Annotated in this window: 18 protein-coding genes; 2 read left to right on the top strand and 16 right to left on the bottom strand. The window is 41.1% G+C overall.

The window, feature by feature from the left end; translation table 11 throughout:
- Positions 1–226 precede the first annotated feature (226 nt).
- Positions 227–877 carry a PAQR family membrane homeostasis protein TrhA gene (gene trhA, locus BrL25_RS15030; RefSeq protein ID WP_018671478.1) on the bottom strand — a complete coding sequence of 217 codons (651 nt, stop codon included), beginning with the start codon at positions 875–877 and terminating at the stop codon, positions 227–229.
- A 216-nt stretch (positions 878–1,093) separates the two neighbouring features.
- On the opposite strand from trhA, the gene BrL25_RS15025 reads away from it, so the two are divergent.
- Together BrL25_RS15025 and BrL25_RS15020 are read left to right on the top strand one after the other, a co-directional pair.
- Entirely contained in the window at positions 1,094–1,471 is a 378-nt protein-coding gene (locus BrL25_RS15025; protein WP_018671479.1) for a DUF423 domain-containing protein, read from the top strand.
- Positions 1,472–1,529: 58 nt separating this feature from the next.
- Positions 1,530–1,817 carry an ArsR/SmtB family transcription factor gene (locus BrL25_RS15020; RefSeq protein WP_026315144.1) on the top strand — a complete coding sequence of 96 codons (288 nt, stop codon included), beginning with the start codon at positions 1,530–1,532 and terminating at the stop codon, positions 1,815–1,817.
- 130 nt (positions 1,818–1,947) lie between these two features.
- On the opposite strand, the gene BrL25_RS15015 is transcribed toward BrL25_RS15020, so the two are convergent.
- The 15 genes from BrL25_RS15015 to BrL25_RS14945 all read right to left on the bottom strand — a co-directional run bounded on the left by BrL25_RS15015 (position 1,948) and on the right by BrL25_RS14945 (position 20,479).
- Positions 1,948–4,764: an S-layer homology domain-containing protein gene (locus BrL25_RS15015; RefSeq protein WP_018671481.1), complete on the bottom strand. Its 2,817-nt coding sequence runs from the start codon at positions 4,762–4,764 to the stop codon at positions 1,948–1,950.
- Between the two features lie 203 nt (positions 4,765–4,967).
- Positions 4,968–5,816, bottom strand: coding sequence for a sugar phosphate isomerase/epimerase family protein (locus tag BrL25_RS15010; RefSeq protein ID WP_018671482.1), 849 nt, complete (start codon positions 5,814–5,816; stop codon positions 4,968–4,970).
- A 5-nt stretch (positions 5,817–5,821) separates the two neighbouring features.
- A complete protein-coding gene (locus BrL25_RS15005; RefSeq protein ID WP_018671483.1) occupies positions 5,822–6,805 on the bottom strand; it encodes a DUF6005 family protein in 984 nt (327 codons plus the stop codon).
- Positions 6,806–6,850: 45 nt separating this feature from the next.
- On the bottom strand, positions 6,851–7,138 hold the full coding sequence (gene asbD, locus BrL25_RS15000) for a petrobactin biosynthesis protein AsbD (protein ID WP_018671484.1): 288 nt from the start codon (positions 7,136–7,138) through the stop codon (positions 6,851–6,853).
- The gene (locus BrL25_RS14995) at positions 7,128–8,378 is read right to left on the bottom strand and encodes an AMP-binding protein (RefSeq protein ID WP_018671485.1); all 1,251 of its coding nucleotides are present in this window, start codon (positions 8,376–8,378) and stop codon (positions 7,128–7,130) included. The genes asbD and BrL25_RS14995 overlap by 11 nt, the downstream gene beginning before the upstream one ends.
- A 6-nt stretch (positions 8,379–8,384) precedes the next feature.
- Entirely contained in the window at positions 8,385–10,232 is a 1,848-nt protein-coding gene (locus BrL25_RS14990) for an IucA/IucC family protein (protein WP_018671486.1), read from the bottom strand.
- Between the two features lie 40 nt (positions 10,233–10,272).
- A complete protein-coding gene (locus tag BrL25_RS14985; RefSeq protein ID WP_018671487.1) occupies positions 10,273–12,072 on the bottom strand; it encodes an IucA/IucC family protein in 1,800 nt (599 codons plus the stop codon).
- Between the two features lie 221 nt (positions 12,073–12,293).
- A complete protein-coding gene (ptsP, locus tag BrL25_RS14980) occupies positions 12,294–14,021 on the bottom strand; it encodes a phosphoenolpyruvate--protein phosphotransferase (protein ID WP_018671488.1) in 1,728 nt (575 codons plus the stop codon).
- Positions 14,022–14,038: 17 nt separating this feature from the next.
- Entirely contained in the window at positions 14,039–14,299 is a 261-nt protein-coding gene (locus tag BrL25_RS14975; RefSeq protein ID WP_018671489.1) for an HPr family phosphocarrier protein, read from the bottom strand.
- 31 nt (positions 14,300–14,330) lie between these two features.
- A complete protein-coding gene (locus BrL25_RS14970; protein ID WP_018671490.1) occupies positions 14,331–16,205 on the bottom strand; it encodes a PTS fructose transporter subunit IIABC in 1,875 nt (624 codons plus the stop codon).
- Positions 16,206–16,223: 18 nt separating this feature from the next.
- Positions 16,224–17,135, bottom strand: a complete 912-nt coding sequence (gene pfkB, locus BrL25_RS14965; protein WP_018671491.1) for a 1-phosphofructokinase — start codon at positions 17,133–17,135, stop codon at positions 16,224–16,226.
- A complete protein-coding gene (locus BrL25_RS14960; RefSeq protein ID WP_018671492.1) occupies positions 17,132–17,887 on the bottom strand; it encodes a DeoR/GlpR family DNA-binding transcription regulator in 756 nt (251 codons plus the stop codon). The genes pfkB and BrL25_RS14960 overlap by 4 nt, the downstream gene beginning before the upstream one ends.
- A gap of 514 nt (positions 17,888–18,401) precedes the next feature.
- Complete coding sequence (locus tag BrL25_RS14955) at positions 18,402–19,664, bottom strand: PTS ascorbate transporter subunit IIC (RefSeq protein WP_018671493.1); 1,263 nt, start codon at positions 19,662–19,664, stop codon at positions 18,402–18,404.
- A 63-nt stretch (positions 19,665–19,727) separates the two neighbouring features.
- Entirely contained in the window at positions 19,728–19,994 is a 267-nt protein-coding gene (locus BrL25_RS14950) for a PTS sugar transporter subunit IIB (RefSeq protein WP_018671494.1), read from the bottom strand.
- A gap of 32 nt (positions 19,995–20,026) precedes the next feature.
- Positions 20,027–20,479 carry a PTS sugar transporter subunit IIA gene (locus BrL25_RS14945; RefSeq protein ID WP_018671495.1) on the bottom strand — a complete coding sequence of 151 codons (453 nt, stop codon included), beginning with the start codon at positions 20,477–20,479 and terminating at the stop codon, positions 20,027–20,029.
- Positions 20,480–20,554: the final 75 nt, after the last annotated feature.

The raw sequence follows: 20,554 nt of genomic DNA, 5'->3' as shown, positions 1-20,554 counted from the left end.
TTTTCACAAAAAAAAGCATTAAGCAGAATTCACACTTAATGCCTGCACATTCTCGTGTTTTATAAAAAAATGGCAATCATTAAAGATGGAACAACAAGTCCATCGCCATTGGTTACTCGCGAATTTCCCACGGATATAGGCGTTTCATCGCAACGTATTAACAATATCATGTCTTTTGATGAAAAGCAACTAATTACAACCAATGGAACCCTTATAAAAAGCTTTATTAGATGGGAACAATGTACTTTACTACCATGATAAAATGAAGCGTGGTTCCTGCCATCACGAACAAATGAAATATCTCATGAAACCCAAAACGATTGGGGAAAAAATCAAATATTTTGGTCGCATAAATGATGGCTCCTATCGTATACATTACGCCACCAATGATAATGAGAGCAATCGCTCCAATCGGTAAGTGATTGATTAGTTGGACAAACGGAACGACCGCAATCCAGCCTAATGTCACATAAAAAGCCGTAGATACATAGCGCGGAGCGTGAATATAGAAAATTTTCAGGAACATTCCGATCAATGCTAATGCCCACACAGCACCGAGCATACTCCATTTCCAGCCACCCGATAAACCATAGTAAAACACGGGCGTATACGAGCCTGCAATGAGGAAATAAATAGCGATGTGGTCAAATTTCTTGAGCATCATTTCTTTTGCTGGCGTTGTCCTCACCCAATGATATAAGGAGCTTGCACCGTATAACAAGATGATACTAACACCAAAGACTGTTAATGTAATCAGCTTGGAAACACTGTGACGGGACAAAACGATCAAAAACACAAGACCAACAATACCAGCCAGGAACGTAATAAAATGCGTCCATGTATTAACCGGTTCTTTCATTTTCCAAAAACGCTTCATCTTTCCTCTCTCCCTTCCTTCGTACCGGACTTGCATAATAATAAGCCCTATTGTATCACTCCATAAGCACATCGAATAGAAATACTTTCATTTTTAACAAAACATTCATCTTAATCAATAAGATACTTCTTGTGATGTGCTTGCATTGCTGTGGTTTCCCTTGTTATTGATGTACAATATTTGTAAAACAACGGTTTAGAGAAAGGAAGACTAAAAATGGCTCAAACCTTCATGATACTAGGCGGCATAGGCGGTTTTCTCTCTGTGGCGCTAGGGGCATTTGCAGCTCACGGTTTAAAAGGAAAACGAAGCGATAACATGCTGGCCAATTTTCAAACCGGTGCACAATATCAGATGTACCATTCTCTCGCTTTAGTGATGACAGCGATTTTGATCAAAGTCCTAGGGACGAGTGCGCTACTTACTGCTGCTGGATGGTTGTTTGTTGTGGGGATTGTCCTCTTTTCGGGAAGTTTATATGCGCTGAGTTTATCAGGTATTCGTAAGCTTGGTGCTATTACACCACTCGGTGGGCTTGCTTTTCTAGCAGGATGGGCTTGCCTATTCATCTGTGGGTTTACTTGGTCCGCGTAATTGTTTTTTGCTAAATAAAAAACTTGCAGATAATACCTATTTTTTGTATTATTTTTCCATGTCTAATATTTTAATTAAAGATAAACAGCGAATAAAAATTTTAAAAGCATTGGCGGATGAAACACGCCTGCAGATCATTCGGGTTCTTTTTCAAAAAGAACAAGAGGCAAAGTGCGGGGAGGTCGGTGAACTTTGTCACATGTCAAAATCTAATGCCTCTTATCATTTTCGAACCTTACGAGAAGCAGGGCTCATCCATATGCGCAATGAAGGCCAGTCTAAATTTTTACGTATTAATCGAGAAACCTTTGAACAATATTTACCTACATTCCTCCAAACCTTATAGGGTAAGAGCATTTTTTGTCCAGGCTATGCTACCGAGAAATTAATTCGGCATACTCGATAAAAAAGCATACGAACCGGGCGACGTTTACTAATTCCCGATCCGTATGCTTGTCTTTTATCCCTACTTATCTCTACAACAAGTTAAGTTTTCCTATCATTCGTTTGATCATTACGGCACAATGAGATCGTGTTGCATTTGCCTGTGGTTGTAAATACCCGTAGCTGACACCTTGAATGAGTCCAGCATAATAAGCCTCTGCTAGATCGCGTTTTCCCCAAGCAAGCTGGCCTAGATCATGGAATAAAGTGCTAAAAGTAGCTTGTTGACCGGTAGTAATCTTTACACGAAGCCCCCGTTTTTCTAATATGCGTTTCATAATAACTGCCATTTCCTGACGAGTAATGGTTTTATTTGGTCCAAACATCCGATTTTCGTAACCAAGAACATAACCTCTGCTCCTTGCTGTCTCTACAGCACCAGCATACCATGCGGATGAATAAACATCGCTAAAGCGTGAACCACTTCCTTCTTGTTCTCCAAGCGCTCTTATTACCATCGCTACAAATTCAGCACGGGTAATTGGTTGTTCTGGTACGAAATAATTACTTGACTGACCATAGATCATTAGTTTGTTTGCTAACAATTCCACATCATGACGTGCCCAGTGTCCATACATATCTCGGAATGTCTTTTTGAAGGTAGCAAGGGCAAAGGTTCCAGTCATACGCTGATCCCGTATTTTGACTCTAGTTTCGCCACGTACATACTCAAAATCAGCCGGTACATAAGACAAGCGATTCTGTTTGTCATCATAGTGAAACACAGCCGTTGTGCTTGTATCTATTCTCCCATCTACTGTATAAGAAAAGTTATCTTTTTTATCAAAATGAACAACTTTTGAAATAACCCTACCGCCTTTTTTTTCAACGGCTCTTATCATTTCACGTTGCCACTCTTTATTGTTCTCTTTGTCTTTACGAGAATTTGCTCCTGAACCTGATGAAGAATCATCCTCTACAATTACTTTAACTCTATCCTCCTTATCTCCATCATCGGAAATAACATAAACATAAGTGGTCCCTTCTCGCTTTCCTTTAATTTCGGCTTTACCCTTCCCTCGGTCTTTTACAGTCGCAATCCGTTTATTTTTACTTTTCCATTCTACGTTTTGATTGGTCGCATCCTTAGGAGAAACAGTAGCTCGAACCGTAACAGTATCCCCCTTATCCAGTTTGATTCTTGATTTATTTATCCGAATACTCTTAACCTTCACATCTTTACCGAATACATCTCGTGGTACTTTTGCAGCGAAAACAGTTGGCTTGTTCAGCTTTAGAGCTTCTACGATGACCGCTGCCGTATCCATTGCGGAAATAGAATTTGGATTGTTGCCTGTCTTTATGTCCGGTCCTGATACTGCCCACGTCAGTTTGTTAAACTTGTTCGTAGAAGTAGGGTAATCAACATCAGCTCCTTCATCTGTTACCAAAAGAATTAAGGATTTATTTTTCTGTTTCTGTATCTCTAGCGCCTTTAGTATAAGTCCCACTTCCTGATCCACTTTCCGCACAGCTTCTGTATATTTTGCGGAATGATAGCCATATTGATTCGCTGCTAGCTTCGGGCCTTGTAATTGAACAAACGTTAATCTATTTTTATTCCCTTGATGTAAAATATACGATGCCGCTTGCTTGGCTACTTCTGCATCAGATAGATTTTGACTACCAGTGTTCATGGTGATTTGGTCGACTTTTGCTAACTCTTCTTCTAAAATCCCTCGACGGATATCTGCGTTAGCTGTAAAAGCCCCGATATGAGCTTCCGGTCTTTCTTCATGTAGCCACCGAATCACAGAAGCATGTGGACTATATGTCGTACGCGAATTAGTATCTACATTACTGCTAGTAATACCATGTTCCTCAGGAGGTACACCAAGTAGGATGCTTGCCCAGTTTTCTGCACTTTTTTGTTCAGCTACGGGCTTGGCTACATACGTATAGGTCCCGTTCTTAATCAAGCTATCCATATTTGGAGTAAAAATCTTTTTGTTAGCGTTACCAAGTCCACTAATACCAATCAAAATCACACGTTCATACGACTGTAAATGTTTGTACTGATCAAGCTGCTGTTGCACCAATTTTTTATCATGACTATCAATCCTGCCATCCCGATTGACATCAGCATTTTTAATTTTTGCCCAGGTAGGATCTTTCTTATCTTTGCCCATATGTTTTTGGACGAACGCTACATCCTCAGAAGTTAGCAGCCCATCTTGGTTTACATCCGTATTTGCATATACTTGCACTTCACCGATATATGTGGGAGCCATTTTATCTATGAAAACATAAAAGCGGGCTTTACCAGGGGAGTTCCCTTGAATACGAAATCGATTATCAGCTTGTTTGGTAATAGTAGCAATGTCTGGGTTATCGCTCATTACTTTATAGTCTAACTCTATAGTAGGAGCTACCAAAGTCACATCCACACAGTGGTCTACGTGAACATTAAGCTTTTCATGTGTTAGGGAAAACTGTGATAGAAGCTTCTTTGCATTTTTCAATGTGACCATATCAGTTGTGGAAGCGTTACTCTTTGCGGGGAGTAGTGGGGCTAAGTGTATATCCTTAGATTGATCCTTGGACTTTTCTTCCGATTCAGTAAAATCTACTGGGATCGTAATGTCTGGTTTTTGTTGTCCTGTCTTTGACTTTGTTTTTGTTTCGTTAGATGGATCTGGTTCTTTTTTTGAAGTAGACGTGTTTTGATCAGCTGTAGTTATGTCTTGGTCATCTTTGGTATCTGTGGTCGGGTGATTTTTACGTTTGACTTCGTTAACCGATACAGTCACCTGTGTCTTAGATACTGCCAATACGTCTACGGGTACTGTGGATAAAAATAAAGCGAAGGCTGATCCAGCAGAAATCCATTTTAAAACGCAGTTAAACATGGTATCCTCCTTTTACTTTGTTGTTTCATCACATTTCATTAGAGATAGCGATACAACAGTTGTTAACCTCAAAGGTTCTTAACCATGTTATGCGTTTACTGAAACGGATTATGCTTTAATCAAGTTTTTACATGCAAAAAGATAGCCTGGATGGCTATCTTTTTATGTTATAGTACTACCTATTTTCGTTTTATATTTACTTGCTATAAAAGACTTAATGACTGAGCTGGTACTTGTTGGCGCAACCATTTCATTTCTTCACCTAATACCTTAGCTGGGTTAGGACCAAACCACTCGATTGATGCAAAATGATCTGTCTTAGCAATAACTTCAAGAATAGAACGATAGTCTACTGCTCCATATGCTAATGGGACAATCCCTTCGCGGCTTCCACTTGGCGAGTAAACATTATTTGGCAGAAAAACTCCCAAATGCTCAGTAGAAACGATATTTTTCAGGTGATAATGGTGCACCCATGGCTGTAGCTTTTCAAAGCTGTCAATTGGATCAGCACCGGATTCCCAGATATGCAAAAAGTCCAGATTGATTGCTATCGATGGATGGTTAATTTCTTCTAATAGGGTCAGCGTAGATGTGAGATCATCAGTCAATGTGTTGGGATGTGTCTCTAAGAGCAGTTCCATCCCATTCTCCCCACATAGATCGCACAGTTCGCGCAAATGCTTTACATATAACGCTCGCTCGTTTGCCGATACCTCAGCACTTGCCTTCTGCCCAGCAAACGTCCGAATGCGATTGCCCCCTAACCACTTCGCTAAGGAGATTAATCGTTTCCCTTTATCGAGCGTTTTGGAGAATGATTGATGAGAGGATATATCTAAATAGTCGCTTAGCATCGATATCTGCATTTCATGCTTTGTTAAGATACGAAGCTGTTCTTCTCCTTTTTCTCGATCCCCATCATACAAGTGCTGAGCATGAATCCCCCATAATTCGATACCGTCAAAATCATGTTTTCTGGCAAATTCAACCATATCTGCAAAAGAGATTAGCTGATGGCGAAAAGAAATCGTGCATAGTGAAAATTTCATCAACCCTACCTCCATTCCTCTTCATTAAGAGTCACAGCTGCTCTATCCATCAACGTCCATTGTACAAACTGTCTCTCTAGCTCTTCTTTAATCTGTAATTCAATCGTATCGGCTTCCTCAAGGGCCTCAATGATCGGAGGTAGCAGTGCTAAATTCTTAGTCATAGACATTTTTACCGCCAGATATTGGGCCGTGGTGAAGGCTTGTACAACATCTTCAATCTGATAAGCTAGCCGTAAAAATTCATCACGGGAATATTGAAGATAATCTTTAAAAAACATGAACGCATACTCGTAACTATATTTTCGGATCGCAATCACTTTCACCTGTTTCACAGCAGGTAGTAGCATATCGAGAGTATATCCATTCCTCTCCTCTGCCATATCTGAGATCAATGCTTTCAGACTACTAGTAAATTCATTATGACTCCGTTGAAAAGTAGCATGAAAGTATTGCTCCGTTTTTTCATAGGAGGGTGCTACGATATTCCTAGCATCAAATAAATAGCCGCCTCCGAATGGATTTTGTAGGAATGCTTCTATGACTGTTGCCTTTTTTACATTTCCCTCCCAGCGAAAGTCTGGGTCGAACATAAACCATTCGTCCTCGTTCTCTGTTTTAGAAATCATCAAAAAATGAGGAAACGGCTTTAAAGCGAATTTATTATCACGTTCAGGAATAAGTGACATATCAATCTGTACAAGCACAAACTGATGCTCGTTGCGAGAATCAAGTAGCTCTAAAAAGGTTTGCAAATTACTCTCTTTATCTTTATTAGAATCGTACCATTCCTGTACGTTAGCACTAAAAAGGTGTTCAAATCCATTTATAATTGGCTCATGATTGTCTGTGTAGTAGGTTAGAACTCCGTCTTCTTTTTTGACAAAATCAGCATCCCAAACCCCAAAATAATAGGGACGGTAATCCACATGTGTATATCGTTTGATTACTTCACAAAAGCAACTAATTAAGCAATGAACCTTAACCATGAAATCCCCCTGAGCTGTACGTATTGGTACAAAATCGTTAAAAATCTATTGCGTAGGAGTAGACGATAGAGCAGTAGTATTAACTGGCTGTAACTGCTCGATAAAGTCAAGCAAAGATCCTACTGTAAGAAAAGTACGTGGGTCCAATTCTTTTGCTGGGACCATCAATTGCAATTCTTCCTCAATATAAACAATCAACTGAAGAAGCATGATTGAATCAATCAATAAATCCTCCTGTAATCGCATGGATTCATCTAGGGTGACGACGTGAGTCAATTTTAGCTTCTTCGTCACTATTTCTTTTATCTGTTCCATTCGTTCCTCACGCTTCATGAACAACTTCCTCCGTTTCTAACAAGCGACGACTTACTTTACCATTTGGTGTTTTCGGGATCCTTTGTACACATGTAATTTCAAAAGGAACCTTGTAGGCTGGCAATCTGGGTAAGCACCAATCTCGAATGCTAGAAGGGGTGATACTCTCATCAGCTACGATCATCGCCTTAACTACCTCACCCATTACAGGATGCTGACCTCTATAAACAACAACCTCTTTCATCCCGTCCATTTTTAAAATCATTTCCTCTACTTCCATAGGAAACACCTTCAAACCTGATACATTAATTACATCATCCATTCGGGCAACAAATTGAATATGGCCTGCTTGCCAATACCCTAAATCCTGTGTATAGATTGTCTTATTATTGATCGTAGCCGTAATCTCCGCCGGGCTATCCGTTTCCACTCCTGCTGTAAGCGTCACATGTGATAGAGGCTTTCCTAGATCAACATGAGAGGTCATCTGTTCACTGATACTTATACATCCCGTCTCTGAGCAACCATACTGTTGCATCATCGTATCTGTCATGCCTTGTAGCCTCGTAAATAATTGCTCCGGCATAGGAGCACCAGAGGTCATGATTCGATGAAAACGAACCGCTTCACTCGTAAAACTGGATAAGACGTGGAATAGCAACGGTACCCCATAAACGATGTGCTGTGGTGTCTTTTTAATAACCTCCCAAGCAAATTTGGGATTCTTATGAGTAACCACCAATGGCTTACTTCCTCGTTCCAAAGTAGCCAATACCCCGCAAATCAATCCATAGGAATGAGTAACGGGCGCCATTACTATCGGAACTAAGTCCTCATATGCACGAAATACCTGGTTATATGCTGACATTTCTACGTTGATTTCTTTCCAGCTACGTCTTACCAGCTTTGGTTGACCAGTCGTTCCCGAGCTGTATTGATAAACAGAAGGTTCCTGCTCTGTCGCCCCTTCTTGTGGGACCAACACAAAGTTTTCTGGAACATGGTAGATAAGCCCATAGCATTGACCGTCCACTGCCATTTGATAAGCTGTCTCTTCTGGCGTTTCACCATGAATAAGCAGAACCGAAGCACCATGGTCACGTAAATAAAGGACGAGACTAATAATGTCTAACGCATTCGACAAGCATAAAGCGAATCTTTTTCCCTCTGGTTGTTGAAAATGGGGCATTCCTAAATAGCTCAGCAGTCGAGAATCAAATTGATTTGAACCGATTTCATTTTCATTGATGATCAACATGGTTTATCACCTCCTACAAAGGATAGCTCGCAAGCTTTCTCTAGCTTGATATAGAGCATTGGGTACTTGGTGTACATGCGTCACGTTATCAGAATAAAGGCGTCGCTTAGTTAATTGCTCTGCCATGATGCTTGGAACAAATAATTGAAAAAGCTCAAACCGTTCCTTCAGCTCAGGAAAACGACTTTGGTGCTGCTCGATCATTTGAGCTATTAGCATCCAAAATCTACTTTCTGCAAAATCATAATGTTCAGCCAACATAAGCGACAATTGGCCTAAATTAATTAAAAATAGTGTTTCTAATGTTAAGTCTCGTACAAGCGAAGGATCATCCATGTGGAACATGACATTAGGCTCCACAGTTGCATAAAATTCATGTACATTCGCAAAATCCGGACATGCCTCTGGATCGTTCAGATATGGTTTACAGTATATCAAGTCCTCATGAAAATCTTTTAATGCAACTCGTACGGGAACCCCTTTGCGATGGATCAGTATCATGTTTTGAGCGTGAGACTCCAGCGCAATCCCATGCTTAACCAGTAAATGGACAACTGGTAGTACACTTTTTTCAACCAATTGTCTCAGCCAATTCTCAATACCATACTCACGTATCCATGGATCAATAAACGGGACTCCATCTAACTCTCTTGCAGATAAAGCATTGAAGGGAACAGCTTCTTCATCAGGCTCCAGGTATTGATGCAGGCTTTCTCTCCACATGCATCCAATCACACCAAACGTCACCATCTCAACCAAATCTGCTGGAGGTGGTGGATCATAGCAAACCGTCGCAAATTCTCCAAGCATAACTAATTTGATCTCATCTTTGAGATATGGGTCTGTATCTCGCATTCCCTTTAACCAACGGGAAATGAGTGGCGCACTAGCAAGCGAATGCGGGGTTAAGTGACGAGCTGCGGAAGTGTTGACTACATTTATCGCTAGCTTCACATAAGGTTTGATTCGATTGCTGCTGTTGGCAAACGTCCGAATTGATTGCTGTGGTCGATAACGATCGTTGGAGAGCCCCAGCTCCACGATTCTTTTGGCATGCAAATCAGCCTGAAAAGCGGGAACGATATGTTTGCGCCACTGCCACGGATGCACCGGTAACATATCATACTCCTCAGGATCGCATCCTTGTTGTACGAAAACCGAACGAAAAGCTTCTCTCTGTTCTACTCCCAATTCATCCAAAAATAACTGCTGAGTCTCCATATCCTGATCTGTTTTTACATGCGCATACTGTTTATGTATGCCTATCCATAATAGCTGCACTTCCTGTTTAAACTCTGGTCCATATGCGTAATGATCAAGGTAATCGAATCCTAGCCGGGATTTGTAGCTAGGGTGATATGGGTGACCGTCCATCAGGTCGCCCTCCAGTTCGTCGTAGCTCTTTCCCCTTAGCCATACTTTCCGTTCTGCCCGACTATACTGTGAAAGTGTATCTTTAAGCAGCGTTTGTTCCAATTCCTGGGCAAACGAGGCTAGCATTTGCTCGTCTACGTCTCTTTTGCGGAATATATCCATTAAAAAGCGCGTAATCGACTCTGCCTCTTGCTCCGTCTTACCATCAACACGCATGAGCGGTTTAGATGGTAAAAGCCGGATCATTCCAAATGTAATGGTCCGCCGCGCCCAGCATTGGTAAGCTACTGGTTGGTCGTGTTCGTCCCACCCCGTGATGGTGATACGTGTAGACGTTTCTTCTAGCTGTGTTTCAGGAGTCAAAATTCCTTCGTAGATCATGGATTCAATACACTGACGAAATACTCTTCTTCGCACCTGCAAGTATTGTTCGGAGCGAATGGCTTCCCCAATGTTCACATCGCAGTCAGTTACTTGCATTACCAAAGCCTCCATTATCAACAGTCATTTTTCCGTTTTGTTAACGTAGCGCCAGTTGGTTTTCAGTTTCGAGTTCTATTTGACGCTTACTTGCTTTTGCAAGCGGATTATCGATCTGAACAAAGATAGCAGAGTTGCTCTCTTCACCCTCTAGTTCGTCTACATCATGAAAACGAGTAAGTAAATTCGCCTTGCAAGCAAGCTTTTCTGACGTCAGCAGACTATGTAAAAATCGAGATGGTTCTCTATTTAACGGCAAAAACTCTTGTAACACAGTGCGCATCTCATCTAATAACTGCTGTTCATCTATTAATCCTGCGGTACCAAAGCCATTAATAAGACCAAGCATATGATTAAAAATCAGATAATAACGTAACCGTTCGTCCACCAAGCTGTCTTCGGTTACGTTTTTGCTCGTTTCACCAAGATTGGGAAAATTTCGAGATAACAATTCCTTCATTGATTGACAGTAATAATATCCTTGATTATCCCTGTAGTAAAATTGGCTGGGATATCCGTCCTGAAGCTTAACAATACTATTCTGCTGATGAGCTTCTAAGCCAATTCCCCACTTGAGATAGAGCCATACCATTGGCTTGAGTGAAATTTCCAGATAACGCCGGAACCACTCAAGACTCACCTCTGATGGCGTCCGCCCCTCCTGCCTCGCAAGCTGTAAAATAATCACAGCCAGTCTACTTTGTTGTCCAGGTAATGGGTCCTGAATTAGAGCAGCGAGCACTGTAATATTGTTAGCCTCACTACCCTGAAAGGGATTATGGCGTAAGATGACCTCAAATCCTGACTCATCCTGCTCGTCCAGCTTGAGTGTGATATAAGCGGGATCGTGTATAAAAGCAAATCCTGGATATTTTTTGCTCATATCCTCCGTAATTGTATCCAGTACCTTTTTTGCCTCTACTCCACTTTCTAACTCTGAGTGTTTGTTAACACGTAAAGAATTAGTCACTTTAACAGGAATAGAAAGCTTTATCATAAAGCTTTTATCTGGATGGTAGACCGTTCGCAATGAAGAAGTAGCTTGATAAAATTCACCTAGAGGGCCTAGATTGTGCAACAAACCACGCTTGATATACTTCTGAACTGAGTGTTGATCCAACATCCATTCCGCTTGTAGCGGATGCAGAGGGATAAGTGAGTAATTTTCATTCCTTGCATATTGCCTAATCCCGTCTCGATCTAGCACTTCCTGCCCTAGCTCTGCTTTGATAATCTCGGTAGCAGATTGTTCGAATCCCGATCCTTCTAAGACTAAAGAGTGATGGGCCGCAAAATAGTGTAAAGGGAAAGCTCCTTTTTGCTCTGGCGAAAAAATAGCCTGCTTTGTATCAGGAATTCCTTGCCGACTCTTTGGTGTAGGATGGAAAAGGTGTCCAAAGAGTAAAGCTTGCTCAGCCGTAATGAAATCCATTTCAAAGCCATATAGCTCTTCCCCGTCGTCATAGCGAGCTGCTAAGTATCTCTCCATATTTTGACAGCTTTGAATAACTCGCAATACCAGCTCGTCTGGTACTGCCTTCGTTCCATGCTGTAACGACAGTTCCTTAACCAATAATACAGTCATCGTGACATAATCAGCTTCAACTACTGGTGCCTCTTCTCTACTCTGATAAAAGGCAGGATAGTCAAATAGATGCCTTCCTGTCGGCGATTGATAGCTGGCCTTGACGTATAAATCCATTTTCTGAGACACCAACGGCACATGAAGATAATTTTCTCCATTTGTCGTCATCCACCTACCGTTTCCTGTTTCCCGGAGATAGCAGTTCAGAAAGCTTTGCATAGCTGCGTGTTCGGCAATATCTTTAACATGCTTCATATTGCATCTCCTTTTGCTTGCTACGCTTTTTTTACCAAAGAAGTAGATATTTAGGTTTTTTAATAAAAATTGAAAGTACTCACATATAAATGTAAACGATTATCATTATCAATACAAGAGAAAAAAGGGATATTTTTCATTTTTTATGTAAAATATCTACAAAAATTTCTATAAAAAAACAGGCCATTGAGAGTTATCTCAACAGCCTGCTTACGTTTTTCTTATAACTTGTCCAATACATTAGTCTTGATGTAATCACGAATTTCTTCGCCACCCTCCAAGCTAAGTACGTGCTCAGAAACTGCTTGAAGTTCCTTATAGCTTAGTTGTTTTAGCATATGACGTGCACGCAATACAGAAGGTGCGCTCATACTAAATTCATCAAGTCCAAAACCAAGAAGGATTGGCAATGCATATTCCTCTCCTGCCATCTCTCCGCACATACCAGCCCATTTGCCTTCTTTATGAGCAGCATCAATCACGTTTTTAATCAAACGCAATACTGCTGGATTATACGGATCATACAGGTAAGAAATTTGTTGATTCATACGGTCGCATGCCATGGTATATTGAATTAAATCATTTGTACCAATACTGAAGAAGTCAGCCTCTTTTGCCAATTGATCAGCGATGACAGCTGCTGCAGGAATTTCAATCATCATTCCCACTTCAATCTCCTCGTTAAAGGCAATACCTTTACCGCGAAGCTCTACTTTTACTTCTTCTAAGATTGCGTTTGCTTGACGCAGCTCTTTTAAAGTAGCGATCATTGGATACATAATTTTAATGTTACCAAATGCGCTTGCTCGTAAAAGGGCACGCAATTGCGTTTTAAACAAGTCCACTTGATCTAAGCAAATGCGAATCGCACGGTAGCCTAGGAACGGGTTCATTTCATGCGGCAATTGCAAGTATGGAAGCTCTTTATCTCCACCGATATCCAACGTACGAATAACTACAGGACGGTTTTTGTCCATCGTAAGTGCTACGGCTTTATATGATTCAAATTGTTCTTCCTCAGTCGGGAAGTTATCACGGCCCATGTACAAGAATTCTGTACGGAACAGACCAATACCTTCAGCGCCTGCTTTATCAGCTACTTCAGCGTCATGAGGGTTACCGATGTTCGCAACTAATTCAACATGATGACCGTCTTTTGATACAGATGGTTCATTGACTAATTGTGCCCATGCAGCTTTTTGTGCCTCGTACTCTTCTAATTTTTTCTGGTACGTAGCAATGAGCTCTTGCTCAGGATTTACGTATACATCACCTGTCTCACCGTCAACAATCAACATATCACCGGTTTGAACTTTCTCTGTGATATCGTTAAGACCAGTAATCGCAGGAATTTCCATCGTGCGTGCCATAATTGCAGAGTGAGAAGTACGACCACCAATATTGGTTACAAACGCTTTCACTTTGCTCTTATCAAGTTGTGCGGTATCGGATGGTGTCAGGTCATGAACAACCAGAATTACTGGTTCTTTGGAATCACCAACCAAAGTGTCTTCCACACCAAGCAAGTTCTTTAGAATTCGTTGGCTTACGTCACGCAGGTCTGCTGCACGCTCGCGCATATATTCGTTGTCCATGCTCTCAAACATACCTACGAACATGTCACGAACATCTTCTAAAGCTGCTTCAGCGTTCACTTTATCATTCTCGATGTTACCTTCCATTGCTCCAACGAATTCTGGATCTTCCAGAAACAGTTGGTGAGCTTCGAAGATTTTTGCTTCTGCTTCCCCAATGTCACGAAGTGCTTTTTGTTTAATCACTTCTAATTGGGAGTTGGTTTTGTTCAAAGCCTCTTTCAAACGTGCCACTTCCGCAGCTATTTCATCCGCTGCAAGTGTTTTACGTGTATAAGAGAGGGTTTCTTCTACCTTTACCAAAGCTCGACCAAGAGCGATCCCTTGGGCTGCTGCAATACCTTTACAAAGCAAGACGGATCATCTCCTAACTATTCTTTTGCACTTTCTAGGATCGCGCCCAATTCCTCAAGAGCTTGAGCTTCGTTTTCGCCACTTACTTCAAGTACGATTTCATCGCCTTTTTTCGCTGCAAGTGTCATAACACCCATGATGCTTTTGCCGTTAATTTTTTTTGTGCCTTTAATTAAATTTACATCGCAAGAGAAAGAAGTTGCCTTTTGTACGAACATTGTTGCTGGACGAGCATGCAAGCCAGCAGGGTTTTGAATTACGCAAGTTTTTGTTAACATGGAATATTTCTCCTTTTTCTCGTTAATTTAGTTATTCATGAACTTCTTTTTTTAGTATATTGATCATCAAGGCAGTAATCAATGTTCCTACCAAAATTGACACAATATACATCCCAAGATTACCTACAACTGGAAGAACAAACATTCCTCCATGAGGTGCTGGTAGTGTACATCCAAAGAACATCGACAAGCCACCTGCTACAGCGGAGCCCAGAACTGTTGCCGGAATTATGCGTGTTGGGTCAGCTGCTGCAAACGGAATTGCACCCTCCGTGATGAAGGAAGCTCCTAAAATATATGCGGTTTTACCTGCTTCTCTTTCCTGTGCAGTAAATTTCTTTTTGAACAAAGTCGTTGCCAATGCAATTCCTAATGGAGGTGTCATCCCAGCAGCCATAATTGCTGCGTGTGGACCATAGTTTCCTGCTGCAATCATAGCGATACCGAATGTAAATGCTGCTTTATTCACAGGACCGCCCATATCAACAGCCATCATGGCACCGATTACAATACCAAGAATGACAGCATTTCCTTGTCCCATATTACTTAACCAATCTGTTAACCAGTTATTAAGTGCTGCGACCGGTTGTGAAACAACGCCAAGCATGACTAGACCTGTTAGCAAAATACCAAACAACGGGTACAACAGAGTTGGTTTAATACCTTCAAGAGACTGAGGCAAACCAGAAAACACTTTTTTCAATCCTACCACCAAATAACCTGCAAGGAAACCAGCAATTAATCCACCTAAAAATCCAGAGCCTGTTTCCGCGGCTAGCCATCCACCAACTAAACCAGGGGCTAAACCTGGTCGATCAGCAATACTCATGGCAATATAACCCGCTAATACAGGGATCATCAGTTTGAAAGCGGAACCACCACCGATGTCACTCAGCAGCTTGGCAATCGGGCTAAAAGTGGGATCATCCGGATTGGCTGCATTAATCCCAAACATAAAGCTAATAGCGATGATGATACCTCCACCAACCACCAATGGTAGCATGTTGGATACACCGCTCATCAAATGCTTGTAAAAACCTGATCTGCCTGACTTATCTTCAGAGGAATCTGCGGAAGACGTGCTACCTTGGTAGACTGGGCCATCTTGATTTATTGCTCGTTTAATCAAGTCCTCTGCCTTACGAATTCCATCAGCTACCGGCACTTCAATCACTACCTTGCCCTTAAACCTGTCCATATCGACCTGTTTGTCAGCAGCAACGATTACCGCATCTGCCTGTTCAATCTCTTCAGATGTCAATTTATTCTTTGCACCACCGGAACCATTTGTCTCTACACGGATGGCTATGCCCATTTCTTCTGCCTTCTTTTTCAAAGCATCGGCTGCCATATATGTGTGAGCGATCCCTGTTGGACAAGCTGTCACGGCGACAACTTTTACTCCTCCTGTTTCACCTGGTAAAACAGAGGGCTCCTCTACATTATGACTTTCCTTTTCTTTTCTCGCAATCATTTTTAATAATTCTTCCTTGATCGTAGCCTGAGTCAATTCTTGTCGGAAGGACTCGTCCATGAGCATTTCAGACAGGTGTGCCAAGGTTTCTAAGTGCGCCTGGTTAGCATCGGCAGTAGCTGCAATCATGAAAAATAAATGCGATTTTTGTCCGTCCAATGCATCGTAATCTATTCCTTCACGGGAGTAGCCAAACGCAATACTTGGTTTTTTTACCGCTTCGGTTTTGGCATGGGGAATAGCAATTCCTTCACCAATTCCTGTTGAAGCATGAGCTTCACGAGCTAATATTGCTTCTCTCATTCCTTCTTTGTCGTTCAGGCAATCTGCTTGGTCCAATTGGTCAATCAGTTCTTGAATGACCTCTGCCTTGGAGGTTGCAGATAGGTGCATAACAATAGTATCTGCTCGCAGCATGTCTAAGATACGCATTTCCTTATCCCCCTGGTTCTATATTTTTGCCACTTGGATGGTTGGCAAGTATTTAGCAATAGTCGTTGGTGTACAAAAACCTTCGGACAAAGCTGTTGCTGTACCACAAGCAATCGCAAATTGAAAGGCTTCTGCCTCTTGCATCTGCTCGCTTTTAGCGTATAAAAATCCTGCAACTACAGAATCTCCGGCTCCAATCGAATTAACAGGCTTACTCTCGGGAAATTGGGCAACATAAGCGCCTTCCTGATTTACAAAGACCGCTCCTTTGCCTGCCAAAGAAACAATAACGTTCTCCACTCCCTGATCAACTATTCGCTTGGCATGCTGATAGGCTTCTATCGGTGTGGCAATGGTTACTCCACACAATTCGCCTAGTTCATGATGGTTGGGTTTGATAAAAAATGGCTTCTTGGTAATGCCCCTTTTTAGAGCATCTCCACTAGCATCTAGTGCAATTTGCAAACCTTTATTTGCAAGAACGTCCATCATTGTTTCGTAAGTGTCACTGTTAAGGCTCTTAGGTACACTACCTGCTAACACTAAATAATCATCTTTGTGCAAACTCTGGATTTGGTCCATCAATTGCGCAAACGCTGCGGCAGGAATCTCTGGGGAAACACCACTGATATCTGTTTCTGTCTCCGCTTTCATCTTGACGTTAATTCGTGAATCTCCCTCTACTTTGATGAAAGAAGTTGATATATCAAGCGCTTCCATTTCCTGAGCAATAAATTCACCTGTAAATCCACCAATAAATCCGAGAGCCACCGATTCTTTTCCTACATTCTTTAATACTTTAGAGACATTAATTCCCTTGCCTCCAGCCATCTTTATTTCTTTTGTTGCTCCGGTAATTCTTCCTACTTGCAAGCTTGGCAACCAGATGTGATAGTCTATCGAAGGATTAAGACTTACCGTATAAATCATAATTTCACCACTTTGCATCTTGTTAGTTTTCTTACTTTCTCTGCTTCTGCCGGATTTATGCGATCATCTGTAATAATCATCGCTTCGTTTATATCCGCTACTTTGGCAAATGTCACCTCTCCATACTTTTGTGAATCGCACAGCACATACTTCTCATCTGAATAAGAAAGCGCCAATTGCTTGATATAGGCCTCCTCTGGATCAGGAGTAGTAAAGCCATGTGTGAGATCAAAGGCATTCATACCAAGGAAGCATTTATCAAAACGATATTGCCCCATCCCGGTTGCAGCCCCTCTACCAATCACGGCCATCGTACCTGCTTTTAACTCACCACCGATTAAAATGGTCTTACAATCATATTGTCGAGCAGTCAGGGCAATATTAAGACCGTTCGTAACAATTACGATCTGCTTAGCTGTGATGTGGGGAATCATCTGTTCTGTTGTCGTACCTGCATCTAAATAAATGGAATCCTTATCCTTGATAAGAGAAGCGGCATAAGCAGCAATCGCTACTTTTTCCTGTTCACTTTTCTTTACTTTTTCTAGCACAGTCGGTTCTTCGAGTTTGCGATGCAAGATAGAAGCTCCACCATGAACACGTTTTAAATAACGTTTTTCTTCTAACTCACTTAAATCCCGACGAATAGTTGATTCAGATGCATTCGTGGTATCTACCAATTCATGAACAGTAACCACTTCTTTTTCTTTGAGCAAAGCCAAAATGAGTTGATGTCGTTCTGGAGTTAACATTCAATTGTCGCTCCTTTAGTAAAAATCACACATTTGATCGATTATGATTAATTTACGATCGTTTTTAATTGTTTGTGATTGTTTTTGATTATATACATAATTCTTCTACAAATCAACGGTAAGCTCTTACAAATATCGTCCATTTCTTGACAGCCTATCATTTGCTTGCAAAACTTGGATGTCTGTCATTTTTCATTTGCAAAGAGAAATATGCTTTTGCACAATTTGCACGGTCATTTTTATAGCCCTTGCACAGTTGCCATTATAATAGGAAGAAACTCGTTTTTTTAATTCAAAAAACAGCTTTAATCATCTAGGAATAAAGCTGTTTCTCTTGTATGTTCACCCTATTTTTATACCTGTATTTCACTTAAATGTTGCAAACTTCCCCCAATAAATACCTGCGCGGTCTCAAACATATATTTTTTATTTGAAATTTTGGTCCTTCAATTATCAAAAAAGCTAGTTTCACATAACGTGAAACTAGCCTACTAGTATTTGTTACCTTTTTTATCTATTGAAACAACGTAATCATTTTTCCAAGAATAATCCCTACAATTCCAAAGTCAGCATCACCAAACGTAGAACCTTCAAAACCTAGTCCACCCAGTACCGGTAATAATAGAGCTGGCAAGATAGAGATCAATAACCCATTTACAAAAGCACCGATGATCGCACCTCGTCGTCCACCTGTAGCATTTCCGTAAACACCTGCGGCGGCACCTGTGAAGAAGTGACCTACAACACCAGGAACGATAACCTTAAGACCAATCACTGGCAAGATAAACATGGCGATTAGACCTGCCACAAAACTAGCTAGGAAACCAATAATAACGGCGTTTGGTGCAAATGGAAATATAGTTGGGCAATCGAGCGCTGGTTTTGCATTTGGTACAATTTTATCGGCAATCCCTTTAAAGGCAGGAATAATTTCTGCAATCAACATCCGTACCCCAGCTAGAACAATATACACACCAGCTGCAAAAGTGATTGCTTGAATAAAGGAGTATACAATGAAGTTTTGTCCGTTAGAAAGTTGGGTCTCGATAAAGCTTTGCCCAGCAAATGGTGCAATAATCAAATACAAGAGCGCCATCGTCAAAGAGATAGAAATCGATGTATCACGTAGGAAACCAAGAGATTTTGGAACTTTAATATCTTCTGTGGATTTTGCTTTATTGCCAAACTTTGCTCCAATAAAGCCCGCTGTTACGTATCCAAATGATCCAAAGTGACCCATGGCGAAATCGTCAGAACCGGTTACTTTACGTGTATATGGTTGTGTAATTGCTGGAGATAAAACCATCAAAGCTCCCAATAAAACCGATCCAATCATAACTAACGGTGCACCAGTAAAACCACCTGTGGATAATACTGCGGATAACAAACAAGCCATGAACAGCGTATGATGACCCGTTAAGAAAATATATTTAAACGGGGTAAAACGTGCAAACAAAATATTAGCTACCATTCCAAAGAACATGATCATCGCTGTTTCTTTCCCAAACGTTTGTTGAGCAATGGCTACAATCGCCTCGTTGTTTGGAATAACCCCGTTAATATGAAAAGCTTCTGTAAATATTTTGCTAAAAGCGTCTAAAGAGCCAATTAAAATGCTAGCTCCACCACCTAGGATAATAAAACCCATAGTGGTTTTCAAAGTACCTGCGATGATGTCAGCAATATTTTTCTTTTGGAGCAACAAGCCGAATAAAGCGAAGAGTCCGACCAAGATCGCAGGTGTTCCTAAAATATCGTTCATCAGAAAATCTAGCATGGGCAATCCCTCCACTTTTCTTTTTTCATGGTGCAATAAAGAGGAATCCAAACACTTCTAGCGTTAGAAGTGTTTTTTCAGGACTTCACGAATTTCGTTTTGATCCAAAATGTTTGTTAATCCTTCAACAACACGTGAACCATCTTCAAGATTTCCCACGATATCTTTAGAGCCTAGATATAGATCAGCTCTCTCTGTTTTGCTAGAAGCCAAATCGGTATGTGATACTTCCGCTTCAATGCCTAACTCACCTAGAATCTTTTTCACGTTCATTTCCACAATAAAACTACTTCCTAGACCGTTTCCGCATACCACCAAAATCTTTTTCATAAATGATTCCTCCTCAAATGTAATTGTTATATTTACTGATTATTTTTTACCTGAATAAGCTGAAAAACCTCTTCGATAGAATCTGTTGTTAACAGGGTTTGTAAAGAATTTGGATCAGATAATACTTCTGTTAATTGAGATAGTGCACCTAAATGGGAGTCATTATCCGTAGCTGCCAGCACAAAGAATAATCTGACCTGATGCTCTGCTTTTTCTGAAAAGGAAACCGGTTTATGACATTTCAGAAAGCTCATGCCTACTTTGTTCACGCCATTCTCAGGACGCGAATGAGGAATCGCAATGTCTGGAGCAATCACTATATACGGCCCCAGCTCCTTCACATTATGAATCATAGCCTGAATGTAGGAGTCCTGAATGCTTCCATCATCTAGTAATGGCTGAGCAGCTAATCGTATAGCCTCCTCCCAAGTAGGGATTTCTTCAATAACTTGAATGTGGTCTCTGGTTAATAGTTCACTTAGCATGGTGATCCTTTAACCTCCTTCTCCATGTCCCAGTGTTTCTTAGTGCTTCATTCTTGTTGGCACTATATCTACATC

The sequence above is a fragment of the Brevibacillus laterosporus DSM 25 genome (assembly GCF_002706795.1).
Taxonomy (GTDB): Bacteria; Bacillota; Bacilli; order Brevibacillales; family Brevibacillaceae; genus Brevibacillus_B; species Brevibacillus_B laterosporus.
This window is presented reverse-complemented; position numbering and strand designations above follow the sequence as displayed.

Excerpts from the sequence above, each read along its gene's own strand:
- BrL25_RS14945 (WP_018671495.1), bottom strand. The coding sequence starts at position 20,479 with ATGCTAAGTGAACTATTAACCAGAGACCACATTCAAGTTATTGAAGAA.
- BrL25_RS15010 (WP_018671482.1), bottom strand. The coding sequence starts at position 5,816 with ATGAAATTTTCACTATGCACGATTTCTTTTCGCCATCAGCTAATCTCT.
- pfkB (WP_018671491.1), bottom strand. The coding sequence starts at position 17,135 with ATGATTTATACGGTAAGTCTTAATCCTTCGATAGACTATCACATCTGG.
- BrL25_RS15025 (WP_018671479.1), top strand. The coding sequence starts at position 1,094 with ATGGCTCAAACCTTCATGATACTAGGCGGCATAGGCGGTTTTCTCTCT.
- BrL25_RS14950 (WP_018671494.1), bottom strand. The coding sequence starts at position 19,994 with ATGAAAAAGATTTTGGTGGTATGCGGAAACGGTCTAGGAAGTAGTTTT.
- BrL25_RS15020 (WP_026315144.1), top strand. The coding sequence starts at position 1,530 with ATGTCTAATATTTTAATTAAAGATAAACAGCGAATAAAAATTTTAAAA.
- BrL25_RS14970 (WP_018671490.1), bottom strand. The coding sequence starts at position 16,205 with ATGCGTATCTTAGACATGCTGCGAGCAGATACTATTGTTATGCACCTA.
- trhA (WP_018671478.1), bottom strand. The coding sequence starts at position 877 with ATGAAGCGTTTTTGGAAAATGAAAGAACCGGTTAATACATGGACGCAT.
- BrL25_RS14975 (WP_018671489.1), bottom strand. The coding sequence starts at position 14,299 with ATGTTAACAAAAACTTGCGTAATTCAAAACCCTGCTGGCTTGCATGCT.
- BrL25_RS15015 (WP_018671481.1), bottom strand. The coding sequence starts at position 4,764 with ATGTTTAACTGCGTTTTAAAATGGATTTCTGCTGGATCAGCCTTCGCT.
- BrL25_RS14955 (WP_018671493.1), bottom strand. The coding sequence starts at position 19,664 with ATGCTAGATTTTCTGATGAACGATATTTTAGGAACACCTGCGATCTTG.
- BrL25_RS15005 (WP_018671483.1), bottom strand. The coding sequence starts at position 6,805 with ATGGTTAAGGTTCATTGCTTAATTAGTTGCTTTTGTGAAGTAATCAAA.
- BrL25_RS14960 (WP_018671492.1), bottom strand. The coding sequence starts at position 17,887 with ATGTTAACTCCAGAACGACATCAACTCATTTTGGCTTTGCTCAAAGAA.
- asbD (WP_018671484.1), bottom strand. The coding sequence starts at position 7,138 with ATGAAGCGTGAGGAACGAATGGAACAGATAAAAGAAATAGTGACGAAG.
- BrL25_RS14990 (WP_018671486.1), bottom strand. The coding sequence starts at position 10,232 with ATGCAAGTAACTGACTGCGATGTGAACATTGGGGAAGCCATTCGCTCC.
- BrL25_RS14985 (WP_018671487.1), bottom strand. The coding sequence starts at position 12,072 with ATGAAGCATGTTAAAGATATTGCCGAACACGCAGCTATGCAAAGCTTT.
- BrL25_RS14995 (WP_018671485.1), bottom strand. The coding sequence starts at position 8,378 with ATGTTGATCATCAATGAAAATGAAATCGGTTCAAATCAATTTGATTCT.